This is a genomic window from Alicyclobacillus hesperidum, from assembly GCF_900107035.1.
In the GTDB taxonomy this organism is placed as follows: Bacteria; Bacillota; Bacilli; order Alicyclobacillales; family Alicyclobacillaceae; genus Alicyclobacillus; species Alicyclobacillus hesperidum.
Genome location: NZ_FNOJ01000007.1, coordinates 33254 through 47834, shown reverse-complemented (window position 1 = coordinate 47834; position 14581 = coordinate 33254). Strand labels below are relative to the sequence as shown.

The following is a 14581-nucleotide window of genomic DNA, read 5'->3' as shown; positions in this document are numbered from 1 at the left end:
CGTCCAGAGAGGCGTGCACGACGGACACAGGCAACTTTCTCGCAAGGGACGCTCCAGATGAATGGGGGTCCATTTTTTTATGAGACGAAAGACAAGCTGGGCAATGTGGACGACAGCATTGGCCGCGGTTGCGGCCCTTACCGGTTGTGGTGCGGCAACTGGCGGATCCGGCGGCAACGCTGCGCAAGGAACGAGCGGGGCAGCCGCATCCAGTTCCACTTCGTTTCCGATCACGATGACCGACGACACCGGTACCAAGGTTACCATCCAAAAGGAGCCAATGCACATCGTATCAGGCACCGAGGGCACGGACGAGATTCTGGTCTCACTCGTTCCGAAATCGCGCATTTCACTGGTGACCAACCTCTCCAGCGACGCCACATATTCAGATGTCACAAACCTTGTCAAAGGGATTCACCAGTGGAGCGGTGACGACGCCGAGCAGGCGCTCGCCGTCAACCCGGATTTGGTGCTCATGGCATCGTATGCGCCGCAAAAAGTGGTGAACCAAATACGCAGTGCGGGCGTTCCGGTTTATGAATTCAATGACTTTACGTCGGTGGCAATGATTGAGCACAACATTGGCGTCATTGGCAAGCTAGTTGGTGAGCCGCAAAAGGCAAAGGCCATCGTAAATCATATGAATCACAACATCGCCGAGATCGAACACGCGGTCGCGCCGTACGGTCGTCCGACGGTCCTCGATTACAGTTCTTATGGGTACGCCGCTGGCGAAGGTACGACGGTCAACGATATCATCCGCATGGCGGGTGGGAAAAATGCCGCTGCGAGCTTGAACGGTTGGGCCAAGATCACCGATGAGGAGATTGTCAAACTCAATCCCAGTGTGATCATCGATTCGAGCGACGATGCCGCGTTTCTCAAAAAACTAGCGTCCGATCCGGCTTTGCAGTCCGTCGCGGCCGTCCGTGAACATCATCTTTACGCCATCGACAGCGCCGACTTGTCATCGGTTTCGCAATATGTCGTGAAAGGCGTTTATGATGTGGCAAAAGTGATTCACCCGAACGCGCACGTTCCGGCGGTTCAGGTGCTTTCATGAGGTGTCGGCGGCGGCTTGCGTTCGCGCTGTTAGGATTCGCCTTGTGCGTCGCCGTCGCGCTCGAAATCGGGATTGGCCCCGTCTATATTCCGTTTTGGCACATTCCTGGCGACACCATCGCGTACGCGAGCGGCCATCGGTCGCTCGACGCGATTGTCGTCGGTGCCATTCGCTGGCCGCGATTGTTGGTCGCGCTGTTGGTGGGGGCAGCGCTGGCTGTGGCTGGTTGCGTCCTCCAGGCCATTTTCAAGAACCCAATGTCAGACCCGGGCGTGATCGGCGTTTCGAGCGGTGGCGCCCTTGGCGCGGTGCTCACCATTGCCCTGGGTTTGTCAAACAAATGGCTGTGGGTAACGCCTATCGGCTCATTCGTTTGTGGCCTTGCGGTGGTCGTCCTCATTTATCGCCTTTCCACTTTCGGCCGCCGGACGAATCTTTACGCGTTGCTCTTGGCTGGTGTTGCTGTGGGTTCGTTGTGTAGCGCCATCATCACGGCAATTCTCGACATGTCACCACTGCAGACAATGGAGCAGATGATGTTTTGGCTGTTTGGTGGACTGGACGGCAGCAATTGGCATGAGACGTTTATCCTCGCCATCGTCGACGGCGTTGTGTTGCCCGCCTTTCTGACTTTGGCGTGGGCCCTCGACATCATGGTGACCGGCGAAGAACATGCCGAAGGTGTCGGCGTGGCCGTGCAGCGGGTCAAGCAGATTGCGCTTGGGCTGTGTGCGCTCGTCGTCGGCGTTTCCGTGAGCACAACAGGCGTCATTTCGTTTGTCGGCCTCATTGTTCCACATGTTCTCCGCTATCTCGTCGGGCCGCGTCACCGCTATCTGATTCCCGCCTGTGCTTTAGGTGGGGCCACTTTGCTTGCGCTCTCCGATCTCGTTGCGCGTACGGTGGTCGCCCCGGTTGAACTGAACGTGGGCATCGTCACATCGTGTTTAGGTGCGCCCTTCTTTCTTTTCTTATTATTTCAACATGGTCGCAGTTGGCGAAGGAGATGAGCGCGATGGCTGGTGTGCGACTGGATTGTGCTGCGTACCTGCCGATCTTAAAACCGATGTCCATCGCGCTTGATCTGGGCCAAGTGGTTGGCGTGATCGGGCCGAACGGAGCCGGAAAGTCGACGCTGCTTCGCCTTATGGCTGGACTCATTGCGCCGACCTCCGGGCAGGTGGTTGTGGCAGATCTGCCTCTTACAAGTCAGTCACCGCGCTGGCGCGCTCAGCAAATCGCCTATTTGCCACAGTTTATCGGCGATGACATCCCATTTACCGTGCGCGAGTTTGTGGAAATGGGGAGGTACAGCAGGGAATCGGCTTTTGCACAGGGCTCCTCGCGGCAGGAAGCCGTGATGGCTGCTGTCGCTCAAATGGGCCTGGAGCGGCTGCTCGATTTGCCACTTGCTCAGATATCGGGGGGAGAGCGGCAACGGGCAGGTATTGCCCGCTGTTTGGCACAGGCTTCGCCCGTGTTTTTACTCGACGAGCCAATTGCCAATCTCGACGTGTTTTACCAACTGGACATCCTGTCGCGTCTACGTGGTCTCGCAGCGGATGGGCGACTCATTGTCCTCGCTATTCATCATTTAGAGTTTGCCATGCGTTTTTGCGATGCTTGCATCGTGCTTGACCACGGTGCTGTCGTGGCATTTGGCTCACGCGACGAAGTGTTTCAGACAGAGCTTGTGCAGCGAGTCTTTCACATTGGTGCGCGACGTTTTGCCGATCCATTCACTGGTGATCCGCGTCTGAGTGTTATGGGCTGTCTGCCTGCCAAGGATGGAGAGGAAAGGGAAGAGTCATGAGCATCATTTTGGTCACCGGCGGCGCGCGTAGCGGGAAGAGCCGATTTGCCGAGATGCTGGCTGACCATCATGCCAACTCCGGCGCGAAGGTCATTTTTGTCGCAACAGCCGAGGCGTTTGACGACGAAATGGCGGAGCGGATCAACCGCCACCGAGCCGCGCGCGATCGGCGCTGGCGCACTGTCGAAGAGCCGTGTAATCCGGCGGCCGTCGTGCGCGCTGCACAAGCCGATGTCTATCTGATCGACTGTTTGACCCTGTTGCTCGCGAATTGGATGTTTCAGGCGAAGGTAGACGAAGCAGGTTTTTGGGACAAGCTCACAGATTTGGTTGACACCTTGGCCGCATCTCGTGCCACCTGTATCGCCGTAACGAATGAAATTGGTCTCGGCATTGTGCCTGCGGATCCAGAGACTCGGTTGTACCGCGATTGGCTCGGTTGGATGAATCAAGCGTTTGCGCGTTCCGCAGAGCAAGTGTTTCTCGTCACAAGTGGGATCGCAGTCGATCTCAAGGCGCTGCCAGGTGCGAGGGTCCTTTGAAAGGGGACGTCAGCTTGCAACGGTTAGGGAGGACTTTTGCGTTAGCTTGGTCATTTTTTACGATTTTGCCTGCTCCTGAACTTCAGCGCTCACCGACTCCGGACGAGTTGGCCAAATCCGCATATTGGTTGCCATTCGTGGGATGTGTAATCGGCGGCCTGGCGTGGTTGGCCAATCGCGCCGGCTTCTGGTTAGGCGGCTCTTTGCTGGCGAGCCTGTTGGCGGTGGTTGCCCAGGGCGTGCTCACCGGTTTTTTGCACGTGGACGGTTTGCTGGACGTCGCAGATGCGTTGGGGAGCCGAACCCGCGGCGATGCGGCACTCGCGGTGATGAAGGACAGCCGTGTCGGCGCGATGGGGGCGATTGCCGCGGTGCTGTTATTCCTAGGCAAGTGGCTCTGGGCGTATGGGCTTGGCGGATCGAACTGGTTGATCCTGTGGCTCGCGCCGGTCTGGAGTCGGGTCGCACTTCTTTGGGGGATTGTCGCAATCCCCGCCGCGAGGCCGAGCGGGCTTGGCGCACTGTTTGCAGAGCAGCTTAGCGTTCGTGCTGTGACGCTTATCTCGCTAGGTAGCATTGCGGCGACGTTGTTTGTTTGCCGATGGTTTCCTGCTGTTGTTTGCATGGGTGCGCAAGCGATCCTCACGGTCTGGTCGATCCGCTTTGCAAAGAGTCGATTTGGCGGCGCCACAGGCGACGTCTACGGTGCACTCGTCGAGAGCGGCGAATGGTGCATCGGACTTGTGGCGTTAGCGATGCACCATCACGGCGTCTTCTTTGCAAGGTTCGTCTGGGGGTAACCGCCCCGGTTTAGGTGAGGTCGGCGATGTGACGTGTGTCATTCCAGCGCACGATGTCCCATGTGCAGTCGTCCGGATGAAGGACAAGCTCAGAAATGCTGGCGTGCCGCGGTTGATACGTGCGAAAACGAGCGAATGGCACGCCGGCGAGACGGGCGTGAAACAATCCCAGCACGGCCCCATGTGTCACGACGCATATCGTTTGCGCGAAAGCATGCGCTGCGGCATCCAACAACCCTTTATGAAACCGATCCGCCGCACGGCTCCAACATTCCCCACCCGGAAACGCAAAATCCTTGTCATCCTCGACGAACGATGCTTCAAACCAAGGCCGATACCGGTCGTATGCATCCCAGACAGACATGCCGTCGACCACCCCAAGATCGATCTCGGCAAGGCGTTCGTCGATTCGCACTTCGTCGACCGCAAGTCGCTTAGCGATTGCGTTTGCCGTCTGTCGCGCGCGCAATAGCGGGCTCGACCAAATTGCCGTTACCGACAAATCCGCCAGCGCCGTCGCGACTCGCTCTGCCAACTGTTCGCCAGCGGTCGATAAAGGCGGATCCGTGCGGCCGATGAGGATGTGGCGGGCGTTTTCTGCCGTCGGCGCATGCCTGATCAGGAATATGCGCGAGAAAACAGATTTTGTTTGCATCAATTTTGTCCTGAATCCCAATATTCTTGAATGATATGCACGAGATTGTGGACCGTGAGCGAGTGCATCCAGACGCGCCCGGGCCCGGTCAATTGCACCAGAAAGACTCCGTCGCCACCGAACAACATGTTGCTGACGCCCTGCATCACCTGCACGCGGTAGTCGATGGACGACGTGAACGCGGCGATGTGACCCGGGTGGACGAGCAGGCTTTCGCCGCGGGCGAGATCGCGCTCAATGACTTCGCCATCGATGGATAAAAAGCCGGTGCCATCGCCATCGAGATACGTGAACACGAGTCCGTTGCCGCCGAGCAGACGCCCGATGTTCAGGGTCGCTTCGATGCCAAAGTCGATGTGCTCTTCCGCACATAAAAACGCATGGCGCTGTGCGATCACGCGGCCGTAATTGCGCAGGTGAAGCGGCAGGATATGTCCTGGCATACGAGTTGTAAACTGGACGATAGAGTCCTCACGCGTCGCCCGGAAATAGTTGAGAAACAAGCTGTTGCCACTAAATGCTCGCCGAAACATGCCACCGAGACCGCCGGACGATTTTGTTTCCATGCGCGTGTTTGGGCTCATGCTCAGTAGACAGCCAGCCTCAGAGAACACCGATTCTCCTGGCCGCAAGTGAACTTCGAGTGTTTGCATTGTCGTGCCATGAATGTGATACTCCATGCCTTCGCCTCCACCCTATTCGCCTTCGGTATCCGTATCTTACCATGGTCTAAAGGTGTCTGAACGTCAATTTTCATCGTGAATGTTTAATGAATTTAATATTCCGGCTTGACGCGCGTAGCACCTGTTTATATAGTATAAATGTTAATTGATATAAACATTTTAAGGGTTGAACATGTATCTCGTAAAGGATGTGGAGGACTTCATCGATGGCAGAGGATATTGACACATTGACGGAGCGATTTGACCGGTCATTATCGGTCTTGGCACACCATTTCGGGCCGCATCTGGTCAACCGCATGCATGTCGGATTGACTGCCGGCCAATTTTTCACGTTGCACGTCATCCAGGAGGAAGGCCGTTGCAAGGTTTCACAGTTGGCCGAGAAGATGGAGGTCACACCAAGTGCCATCACCGTCATGCTGGACCGTTTGGAGAGCCATGGACTTGTGACTCGCCTGCGCGATCAAGAAGATCGGCGCGTCGTCGTGATCGAACTGACGGCGGCGGGCGAGGCGAAATTAAAGCAGGTTGAGCGCGTATGGCGGAACTTGTTTCGCCACTGTTTGGGTCAATTGGATGCGGGCGAGTTGTCCGCATGTATTGGCACGTTGGAATCGCTCGCGCAAATTGCGGCGAAGGTCGATGTAGACCGCATCATTCAAGAATCGGCAGAGGGGGCCTAATGGATGTCGCAGACAGCCGCTGCTGTGCAAACGACGAATCAAATTACGGGTCAACGAAAATGGTGGGCGTTTGCCACAGTTTTGTTGACGATGTTTTTTTCATCTATGGATCAGACCGTCGTTTCGACTGCCATGCCGACCATTATCGGCGACTTAAAGGGTTTTAGCCTTTACTCATGGGTGTTCACCGCGTATATGATCACGTCTTCAATCACGGTTCCGATTTACGGAAAGTTGTCTGACGTGTTTGGGCGCAAGCCGTTCTACCTGTTTGGTCTCATCATGTTTGGCGTTGGTTCCGCGGTTTCGGGCATGGCGCACACGATGACGGAACTGGTTTTTGCTCGTGCATTTCAAGGCATCGGCGCAGGCGCGATGATGAGCATGCCGCGGGCCACCGTTGGCGACATCTTCTCGCCGCAAGAGCGCGCGAAATGGATGGGCGTAATGATGGCGGTGTTTGGTATTTCGAGCATCGTGGGTCCCGCGCTCGGTGGCTGGATCACCGACAGCTTGTCGTGGCGCTGGGTGTTTTATATTAACTTGCCGTTTGCTGTACTTGCCATCGTCGGCGTGATCGCCGCGCTGCCAAGGGTCCGTTCCGAAGCGCGCGTGCAGGTCGATTGGCTGGGGGCGATGGTACTCACCATTGGGTTGATTCCCATGCTGCTTGGCTTCACCTGGGCAGGTACAAAGTACGCGTGGGGGTCGGCGCCGACCTTGGCTCTTCTACTTGGTGGTGCGGCGGTGCTCGTGTTGTTTGTGTTGTGGGAACGCAAAGCCGCCGATCCGCTGCTTGCACCGTCTCTCTTTAAAAACAGGATTTTTAGCACGTCTCTGATTCTAGGCATGTTTGTCGGCATGACGATGTTTGGCAGCTTGATGTTCCTGCCGATTTATGTTCAAGGAGTCATCGGTTTAAACGCGCAGAACAGCGGTTGGGTCATGACGCCGATGATGGGTGGCTTTATTGTGGGAAGCATGGTGTCTGGTCAGGTGATGTCGAAGACCGGGCGCTACCGCTATCTCGCCTGGTTGAGTGGGGCGGTCATTGTCGTTGGCTCTATTCTGCTAAATCAAATGAATCTGCACACGACGTGGGGCACGGTCATGGTCAACATGGTTGTGATTGGTCTCGGTATTGGATCGTTGATGCCGTTAATGAACATGGCCGTACAAAACGCTTTCCCCTATAAGATGATGGGCACGGTCAACTCGACGCAACAGTTTGTCAGTTCGCTCGCGGGCGTAATCGCATCGCCCATCTTTGGCTCGATCCTCAATAAGGCGTTCAGTCACAAACTGAGCGAATCGTTGCCGGCTTCGCTGACGGCGTTCAAAAGTAAACTTGCTGGCCTTAATCCGCAGTCCCTGCTCACGTCGCAAGCACAATTGTCCATTGCGCGGGAATTTAACAAATTCGGTGCGGCAGGGCACCATATGTATCTGCAGTTGATGGATGCTATCAAGACGTCGTTGACTTTTGGCATTCAGCACCTATTTGAGGTGGGGTTGTTGTTTGCCATTCTAAGCTTCATCGGTACGTTCTTCCTGCCAGAAGTGAAGTTAAAGGGCAAAGAATATTTCGAATCTCACTCGGCTCAAAATGAGGAAAGTGCTTCTTGAGGCATCGCGTACGCACGCGTGAATGAAGCATGTCCACAACGTGAACGAACAGGCGGCTGTTCAGATGATGGGCACCCGGATCATCATCTAGAACAGCCGCCTTTTACGTTTGGTTCGCTTCTTAGGCAAACGGTGCTCACATATTTGGCATGGTCATCGCGATCGATCCGATTCTCGGTAGAGAGAGGCAAATGCCCGAGCGGCATCGCGTGGCGACGGAGCCGACATGATTGCCGAAACGACGGCGAGTCCGTCTGCTCCAGCCGCCAAGACTTGCGGAGCCCGTGCGATGTCGATGCCGCCGATGGCGACGACGGGGATGGAACTTGTGCCCGCAATCGCGCGCAGTGTGTCGATCCCGCTGTGGATTGCGTCCGCCTTGGTCGTCGTCGGAAAGACGGCGCCGACCCCGACATAATCTGCGCCGTCTCGTTCCGCCTCGAAAGCCTCGGCGGTCGTGCGCGCCGATACGCCAATGAGCTTGTCCGGCGCAAGTTCGCGCACCCGCTTGCAGGGAATATCGGTCTGCCCGACATGAATGCCGTCTGCTTCCGTGAGTAACGCAATGTCCACGCGATCGTTCACGATATAGAGCGCTCTTGCTTCTCGCGTCAGACGCCGAATTTCGAGGCCGAGTCGCAACATCGGACCGCCATCGTCGCGTTTACGGCGCAGTTGAATCGCGGTTGCACCGCCCGCCAGCGCAGCCTCGACGGCGGCAAGAAGGCTCTTTGTATCTTCGCGATCGTCCGTGATCGCGTAAACGACCAGCTTGCTCTTCCAGTCATCCCGTATGTCTATCATCGAGGTCCTCCTGATAAGGTTTGCACCTGCGCAGCTTTGTCGATCTCATCGGGCGTGATGTGGTATAGGGCGTCGAGTAGTGCAACTTGAAAGCTGCCTGGCCCGTCTGCGTGAGTGGCCGCGCGTTCGGCAGCGACGTTGAAGCATGTCACGGCGGCGATTGCGGCTTCGGCGTACAGGTGCAGGTCACACGTGTCAACAGTGCCGACGAATGCGCCGATGACTGCGGTCAAAGAACAGCCAGAGCCGGTAATGGCGGCGAGCAGCGGGTGCCCGTTGGCCAATTCCCAAACCGTTTGTCCGTCTGTGACAAGATCGCGCGGGCCGGTGGCGACGACGACAGTTCGGTGCGCAGAGGCAAACGCGCGCATTGCATCGATCAGATGCTCGCTCGCCTCACCCGCGTCGACACCGACGACCGAGCCGCCTGCACCTGTTAAAATACCGATTTCTGATGCGTTGCCGCGCAGGATGGCAAGTTGATGGCCATCGATGATCTCCTTGGCTGCTCGTGTACGGTAGGGAGTCGCCCCGGCACCCACCGGATCGAGCACAATGGGGACGCCGGTGCGATTGGCGGCCGTGCTGGCTAATCGCATGGCGACGACAATCTCGGGATCGAGCGTGCCAAGGTTGAGCGCGAGCGACTTGGCGATGCTAGCCATATCGGCGACCTCTTCATGTGCATACGCCATGACGGGCGACGCACCGAGGGCCAGCAATGTGTTGGCCGCCACGTTGGTGACGACCAAGTTGGTGATGTTGTGAACCAGCGGGCGCTGATCGCGCACGCGTGTCAACCACGATCCGATACTCATGCTATATACCATCCTCTCTAGCGGACCACCCTCGGTCACGCAATATCGTTACGTTCCAGCCACTGCTCGCCGTCGAACAGATAAAACATGCCCGGCGCGATATTGGCTGTGAAAACCGGTTGTACGGAATGATCCGTTGGCCCGTGTCCGTGGCCTACATCCCAATTGCGGGCTCCTAGGATGGCCCGGTGAATAAACGCCTTGGCCGAGGCGATGGCCGCCAAAGGTTCCATGCCTCGCGCTAAACAGGACGCGATCGCGGATGAAAACGTACATCCTGTGCCGTGTGTCTTCGCGGTTTGCAAGCGCGGCGCGGCAAAATACGTAAACCTACCGTTTGCATACACCACGTCGACGGACAGTTCGCGTTCAGCGATGTCTGTCGCGATGTGTCCGCCCTTGACCACGACCATCTGCGGCCCGTGCTCGGCAATGCGCACGGCTGCAGCCTTGCATTCCGCGAGCGATTGCACGTCAATGCCAGTCAAGGCCGACGCTTCTGGGGCGTTGGGCGTGATGATGGTTGCCACAGGCAACAAGTGCTCGATCACGGCCTGGACATCGGCCGGATCGAGCAATGGAGTGCCACCTTTCGCCACCATCACCGGATCGACGACAATTGGACAAGTCGCCCGCTCTGTCAGGAACGATGCGATGGTGTAAATCGCAGCGGCGTCGCCCAACATGCCGGTCTTTACAGCGTCGAATCCAAGATCGTCGGCGATGGACCTCAGCTGTTGCAAGATGGCATCTGGAGAAAGCGGGAAGACGCCTTGTACGCCGAGCGTGTTTTGAGCCGTGATGGCCGTGATGGCGGACATCCCATACACGGCAAACTGATGGGCCGTCTTCAAGTCAGCCTGAATGCCTGCGCCACCGCCGGAATCCGAACCAGCGATGGTCAGCATGCGCGCAATGTGCCCAGCAGTCGTTTTAAACATCGCTATCACGTCCGCCACTGACCGGTGCGCTATTGGCGGGCAACCATGACTCGCCGCGGTAAGCCATATCGAAGAAGCGGTATTCCAAATAACAGCTTGTCATGTAAGCCGCGCGCATGAACGCCTTGGCTTCTTCATTGGCGATGGCGGCCCGCCGATCCAGCATGTGCAGCAAGCGGTCTAGACTGGCTTTCATCTCGTCGCTTGCGTAAAAGGAAAGCCACGTCGAAAACGGATGGTCGGGGCCGGGTTGCACTTTGTTTACGATGCTGCGCGCGAGATCGACATACAGCCAGTGGCACGGCAGGATGGCGGCGATGATCGCACCGAAATCGGACGTCGCCGCGACGGCGAGCAAGTGGCTTTCGTAGTGGTGCAGGGTGGGGAGTTTTTCGGCACTTGTGCCGCGTTCATCCGGCCGTACCGCCGCAACTTGTAGGAGATTGTCATGCGCCTCGTGTTCACCTTCCAGCAGTAGTCCAACGCGATCGTAAAAATCGCGCATATGTTCGTCTGTGTCTGCGCAGGCAAGCGCTTTGGCGTAGACGCGGCAGTATGTGTTTAAGTAAAGTTCATCCTGTTGTACGTAGCGCACAATGGCGTCGCGCGGCAGTTCGCCTTGCGCGATGCCTTGCAAGAAAGGGTGTGCGAGCGTGGCCGCAAAAATCGGCCGTGATGCCTCGTAGAGTTCTGCGGAAAAACGCATCATCCAGCCTCCTTCAGGGTGGAGGCCAACAAGGGGAAAAACGGCGCAGTCGGCGGATCGATCCGCGCAGCGAGCCACTTTCCTACGCTGGTATTACCCAGATCAGGTGCTAAGGGTCCGGAGCCGCACTCCGTCTCAGCAAGCGCTCCCCTAGTGGCATCCATGTGTGATCGACTGTAATGATAGCATAACAAGACGCGCGTGTCCCGCACATCGGGAGGCCTATCCGTGCAGCGTTGTGTCCGTGGCCAAGCGTTCCGATAAGCCGGCGAATGTCTCTTCCAGCGTTTCACTTGCCTTCTGTAACCCGTGCCAGTTGACGCCGTCCGTCCAACCACTCGCGTCCTCTCGCAGCATATCGATGGCAATCGCCAATTTCCAAGACACTTCCGCGAGCATGTCGACAATCATTTGCCGCTCTTGACGCAGTTCTTCTTCGGCGCTCGGACTGATTGCGTCGCTTGTACCCGCTGCTGCCTGCGCCGCGGTGGACATCGCTATCTCTTCATCTTCTTCATCGTCGACGACGTACGCGTTTGCCAGGAGTTGTTCGAACAACTCTTCCTCGCTTAAATAATCGATGAACAACACACCTTGCAGATGGTCGTACTCGTGGCAGACGATGCGCGCCAAAAGACCGGTAGCTTCCAGTTCGAAGGGCGCGCCATGGATGTCCTCTGCACGAACGATCACCCGTGTGGGGCGTTCGATGCACAAGGCGTGATCGGGAAAACTAAGGCAAGATTCATATGCTTTTGCGTAGGCGCTCTGTTCGTGCAGCGTGGGGTTGACGAACACTTTCACGCCATCGTCGGCGTCTGTCACGAAGACGTTTTGTAAACAACCGATTTGCGGTGCGGACAACCCAAGCCCGCGGTGCGCTTCGAGCGTATCGATAAGATCCCCGACAAGCTCGGCAAGTTGGTCGTCAAATTGCGTGACGGGTTGCGAGACCTGGCGTAGTTCAGGGATATCCCCTTGCAAAATCGATTTTATGGCCACATCGGTTCCTCCATCCTGTCATCTCTATCGATCTCTATACAATGCAGCCAATATGACATTTGACCAAGCGTCCACCTATGCCAACGGCTGTTGCACACATGTGCGGGCATGCGTATCGATGCTGGGAGAGGAGAGTGCAAAGATGATTGAGGTACGTACTGGTGGTGAGCTGGATGCGTTGCGCACTTGCGGGCGGGCCAATGCAAAGGTCCATCGCGCAGTCGCCAAGGCCATACAATCCGGGATCACGACGCGCGATTTAGAGGATGTTGCCGTCGCTGCGATGCGGCTTGCTGAGGCGAAGTCGGCCATCAAGGGTGTGCACGGCTTTCCGGGCGAAATTTGCGTGTCGGTGAACAGCGAGATAGGGCATAGCGTGCCGGGCGCGTACAGATTACAGTCTGGGGATCTCGTCAAAGTCGACATTGCCGTCGCAGTCGACGGCTGGATCACCGACGCCGCGCGATCGTACGTGGTAGGGGACGGCACACGCGAAGCGCATCGGATGCTGGAAGTCGCGGAGGCAGCTTTAGCGGCGGGAATCCAGCATGCAAAGGCCGGGGGGAGGTGTTCGGACATTTCGCATGCCATCGGCGAGATGGTCAAACACTCTGGCATGCGCATCATCCACAAGGCAGTCGGACACGGTACTGGGATGAGTTTGCATGAGGATCCGTGGCTTCCTAACTTTGGGCCGCCTGGTCTAGGACCCCGATTGCGTGAAGGGATGGTCCTGGCCATTGAACCGGTGATTGCGCAGGTCAGCCGTTACGCACGTCGTGCCGACAACGGGTGGGCAGATGTCACAATGCATGGCGACTTGAGCGTGCACGTCGAAGATACCGTGATCGTAAGGGATGGCGTGGCAGAAGTGATCACGCGATCCGCAGAGGAGCAACAGGCGGTTCGGGTCGCGAACATGCTCCTCATTCCGGCTGCAAAGGTGGATCAGACCGAGCTAGTGCGATTGGTCGCAAAGGAGATGGATCCCATCCTTCTCGAGGCTTGGGGACGCCGTGTAACGCCTCACGATTTGTTTGCTGGAGGAGCGATCGCGCTAGCGATACAGGATGAAGACGGTCGCCTCTTGGGCTTTGTATCCTACGCGCGGCAGGGAAGGCACTTGCACCTGCACACAATCGTCCTGCGGCGGGAGCAGCAGGGCAGACAGCGAGGCCGAGCCATCCTGGCATGGCTGGAAGGGGAGGCGAGACGGCTCGGCTGCAACGCCTTGCAACTGTGTGTCCAAACGAACAACGAAAGAGCGTTGCGCTTTTATCAGCGACTCGGATTCGTGGAAGTAGGAAGGCCGCAAAGCAACACTTGGTTGATGACTAAACGCTTGTGATGCGCAAATGGACACTCATCAAGTTAGTCTGGAAGGACTATCGGGAAATCGTACAGATGGGCGATGAAGCAAACGTAGTGGAATGCGACAATCAAGGTGTCTCCAGAGGGCGGATATAACGCCGCCTTTATTGCACTCGACCAAGCGGCCGGGTGTTTTTTTGTTGGGGACTGCAAAGGTCTACGAAAGATTTGCCGAGGATACTAAACATACCGTTCTCTTCGCAACGAGGTATTCCTCCCCAAGCAGGAGTTGATGTAAGCTAAAGTCCGGGGGAGTCAACATGACGACAGTACGAGATATTGTGCATCACCTGGAATTCCTGATGCCGTGGTCCAATGGCGAATGCGAGACGGTGGATCAACTCGTATTTGGCGGTCTGGAGGATTTGGTACACGGCGTGGCTGTCACATTTATTGCATCGTACGAGGTCCTTCAAGAGGCAGTACAGCAGGGGGCTAATCTCATCATCTCGCACGAAGGGCTGTTCTATCAGCATATGGGCGGTTTGGACGCACTAAATCAGGATCCGGTGGGTTCTGAAAAGCTAGAATATATTGTGAAGAACAATTTGGCCGTGTATAGATTGCACGACCGCCCTCACCGAACTCGTCCCGACTGGATTGTTCAGGGGATGGCCAAAAGGCTCGGTTGGCGTGACATGATGGGCGATGGTTATCGTACATTCTTCGACGCTCCCATCGTGCAATTACCACCCGTTTCATTGGGACAGCTTATAAACCAAATCAAAAAGTCCTTTTGTCTTTCGCAAGTACGCGTCGTGGGTCATTCGGCGCTGATCTGTCGCCGTGTAGGCTTGTTGCCGGGATACCGCGGCGGCGGAGCCGCCGCCATTCCTTATTTGCGCCAAGCCGATCTCGACGTGATTATTGTAGGCGAGGGGCCGGAATGGGAGACGGCAGAGTATGTGCGCGACGCTGTGGCGATGGGACACGCCAAAGCGATGGTGGTCATCGGCCATCAGCAGAGCGAAGAAGCTGGCATGGAAATGATAGCGGACAGTCTGCGAGACCTTGTTGCCCCAATCCCAGTGCGTTTTATTCCACTGCATCCCGTATTCCGGGTTCTTTAACAAT

General features: G+C 56.8%; 16 protein-coding genes and 1 riboswitch. Of the genes, 9 read left to right on the top strand and 7 right to left on the bottom strand.

The features are described from left to right. Window positions 1–79: 79 nt before the first annotated feature. From BLU70_RS06980 to cobS, 5 genes are read left to right on the top strand one after another with little or no spacing between them, the layout of a single operon-like run. Complete coding sequence (locus tag BLU70_RS06980) at window positions 80–1063, top strand: ABC transporter substrate-binding protein (protein ID WP_237716367.1); 984 nt, start codon at window positions 80–82, stop codon at window positions 1061–1063. Further along, entirely contained in the window at window positions 1060–2073 is a 1014-nt protein-coding gene (locus BLU70_RS06975) for a FecCD family ABC transporter permease (protein WP_006445596.1), read from the top strand. Before BLU70_RS06980 ends, BLU70_RS06975 begins: the two co-directional genes overlap by 4 nt. Before the next feature lie 5 nt (window positions 2074–2078). Next, window positions 2079–2876 (top strand): ABC transporter ATP-binding protein, encoded by a 798-nt coding sequence (locus tag BLU70_RS06970; RefSeq protein WP_040288333.1) that lies wholly within the window; start codon window positions 2079–2081, stop codon window positions 2874–2876. Then, a complete protein-coding gene (cobU, locus tag BLU70_RS06965) occupies window positions 2873–3418 on the top strand; it encodes a bifunctional adenosylcobinamide kinase/adenosylcobinamide-phosphate guanylyltransferase (protein WP_006445598.1) in 546 nt (181 codons plus the stop codon). Before BLU70_RS06970 ends, cobU begins: the two co-directional genes overlap by 4 nt. A gap of 14 nt (window positions 3419–3432) precedes the next feature. Next, window positions 3433–4218, top strand: a complete 786-nt coding sequence (cobS, locus tag BLU70_RS06960) for an adenosylcobinamide-GDP ribazoletransferase (protein WP_040288335.1) — start codon at window positions 3433–3435, stop codon at window positions 4216–4218. Window positions 4219–4228: 10 nt separating this feature from the next. Here cobS and BLU70_RS06955 read toward each other — a convergent pair whose 3' ends face one another. Together BLU70_RS06955 and BLU70_RS06950 are read right to left on the bottom strand one after the other, a co-directional pair. Next, entirely contained in the window at window positions 4229–4873 is a 645-nt protein-coding gene (locus BLU70_RS06955) for a histidine phosphatase family protein (protein WP_006445600.1), read from the bottom strand. Then, window positions 4873–5553 (bottom strand): TIGR00266 family protein, encoded by a 681-nt coding sequence (locus tag BLU70_RS06950; protein ID WP_074692949.1) that lies wholly within the window; start codon window positions 5551–5553, stop codon window positions 4873–4875. The genes BLU70_RS06955 and BLU70_RS06950 overlap by 1 nt, the downstream gene beginning before the upstream one ends. Before the next feature lie 209 nt (window positions 5554–5762). On the opposite strand from BLU70_RS06950, the gene BLU70_RS06945 reads away from it, so the two are divergent. Next, on the top strand, window positions 5763–6239 hold the full coding sequence (locus tag BLU70_RS06945) for a MarR family winged helix-turn-helix transcriptional regulator (protein ID WP_074692947.1): 477 nt from the start codon (window positions 5763–5765) through the stop codon (window positions 6237–6239). Between the two features lie 3 nt (window positions 6240–6242). Continuing rightward, a complete protein-coding gene (locus tag BLU70_RS06940; RefSeq protein WP_074692944.1) occupies window positions 6243–7865 on the top strand; it encodes an MDR family MFS transporter in 1623 nt (540 codons plus the stop codon). A gap of 153 nt (window positions 7866–8018) precedes the next feature. Here the strand turns inward: BLU70_RS06940 and thiE are convergent, their stop codons facing one another. The 5 genes from thiE to def all read right to left on the bottom strand — a co-directional run bounded on the left by thiE (window position 8019) and on the right by def (window position 12136). Continuing rightward, complete coding sequence (gene thiE / locus BLU70_RS06935) at window positions 8019–8669, bottom strand: thiamine phosphate synthase (protein WP_074692941.1); 651 nt, start codon at window positions 8667–8669, stop codon at window positions 8019–8021. Beyond that, entirely contained in the window at window positions 8666–9487 is an 822-nt protein-coding gene (gene thiM / locus BLU70_RS06930; RefSeq protein ID WP_074692939.1) for a hydroxyethylthiazole kinase, read from the bottom strand. The genes thiE and thiM overlap by 4 nt, the downstream gene beginning before the upstream one ends. A 35-nt stretch (window positions 9488–9522) precedes the next feature. Next, complete coding sequence (thiD, locus tag BLU70_RS06925) at window positions 9523–10428, bottom strand: bifunctional hydroxymethylpyrimidine kinase/phosphomethylpyrimidine kinase (RefSeq protein ID WP_074692937.1); 906 nt, start codon at window positions 10426–10428, stop codon at window positions 9523–9525. Continuing rightward, window positions 10421–11134: a thiaminase II gene (gene tenA, locus BLU70_RS06920; RefSeq protein ID WP_074692934.1), complete on the bottom strand. Its 714-nt coding sequence runs from the start codon at window positions 11132–11134 to the stop codon at window positions 10421–10423. Before tenA ends, thiD begins: the two co-directional genes overlap by 8 nt. A gap of 62 nt (window positions 11135–11196) precedes the next feature. Then, window positions 11197–11296, bottom strand: a riboswitch (TPP riboswitch). Between the two features lie 60 nt (window positions 11297–11356). Further along, the gene (def, locus tag BLU70_RS06915; RefSeq protein WP_074692932.1) at window positions 11357–12136 is read right to left on the bottom strand and encodes a peptide deformylase; all 780 of its coding nucleotides are present in this window, start codon (window positions 12134–12136) and stop codon (window positions 11357–11359) included. 142 nt (window positions 12137–12278) lie between these two features. On the opposite strand from def, the gene map reads away from it, so the two are divergent. Further along, the gene (gene map, locus BLU70_RS06910; RefSeq protein WP_074692929.1) at window positions 12279–13484 is read left to right on the top strand and encodes a type I methionyl aminopeptidase; all 1206 of its coding nucleotides are present in this window, start codon (window positions 12279–12281) and stop codon (window positions 13482–13484) included. A 283-nt stretch (window positions 13485–13767) separates the two neighbouring features. Next, the gene (locus BLU70_RS06905; protein WP_074692927.1) at window positions 13768–14577 is read left to right on the top strand and encodes a Nif3-like dinuclear metal center hexameric protein; all 810 of its coding nucleotides are present in this window, start codon (window positions 13768–13770) and stop codon (window positions 14575–14577) included. Window positions 14578–14581: the final 4 nt, after the last annotated feature.

What these genes read in the sequence shown, in the direction of transcription:
- BLU70_RS06980 (WP_237716367.1), top strand. Translation starts at nt 80, where the DNA reads ATGAGACGAAAGACAAGCTGGGCAATGTGGACGACAGCATTGGCCGCG.
- BLU70_RS06975 (WP_006445596.1), top strand. Translation starts at nt 1,060, where the DNA reads ATGAGGTGTCGGCGGCGGCTTGCGTTCGCGCTGTTAGGATTCGCCTTG.
- BLU70_RS06970 (WP_040288333.1), top strand. Translation starts at nt 2,079, where the DNA reads ATGGCTGGTGTGCGACTGGATTGTGCTGCGTACCTGCCGATCTTAAAA.
- cobU (WP_006445598.1), top strand. Translation starts at nt 2,873, where the DNA reads ATGAGCATCATTTTGGTCACCGGCGGCGCGCGTAGCGGGAAGAGCCGA.
- BLU70_RS06955 (WP_006445600.1), bottom strand. Translation starts at nt 4,873, where the DNA reads ATGCAAACAAAATCTGTTTTCTCGCGCATATTCCTGATCAGGCATGCG.
- BLU70_RS06950 (WP_074692949.1), bottom strand. Translation starts at nt 5,553, where the DNA reads ATGGAGTATCACATTCATGGCACGACAATGCAAACACTCGAAGTTCAC.
- BLU70_RS06945 (WP_074692947.1), top strand. Translation starts at nt 5,763, where the DNA reads ATGGCAGAGGATATTGACACATTGACGGAGCGATTTGACCGGTCATTA.
- BLU70_RS06940 (WP_074692944.1), top strand. Translation starts at nt 6,243, where the DNA reads ATGTCGCAGACAGCCGCTGCTGTGCAAACGACGAATCAAATTACGGGT.
- thiE (WP_074692941.1), bottom strand. Translation starts at nt 8,669, where the DNA reads ATGATAGACATACGGGATGACTGGAAGAGCAAGCTGGTCGTTTACGCG.
- thiM (WP_074692939.1), bottom strand. Translation starts at nt 9,487, where the DNA reads ATGAGTATCGGATCGTGGTTGACACGCGTGCGCGATCAGCGCCCGCTG.
- thiD (WP_074692937.1), bottom strand. Translation starts at nt 10,428, where the DNA reads ATGTTTAAAACGACTGCTGGGCACATTGCGCGCATGCTGACCATCGCT.
- tenA (WP_074692934.1), bottom strand. Translation starts at nt 11,134, where the DNA reads ATGCGTTTTTCCGCAGAACTCTACGAGGCATCACGGCCGATTTTTGCG.
- map (WP_074692929.1), top strand. Translation starts at nt 12,279, where the DNA reads ATGATTGAGGTACGTACTGGTGGTGAGCTGGATGCGTTGCGCACTTGC.
- BLU70_RS06905 (WP_074692927.1), top strand. Translation starts at nt 13,768, where the DNA reads ATGACGACAGTACGAGATATTGTGCATCACCTGGAATTCCTGATGCCG.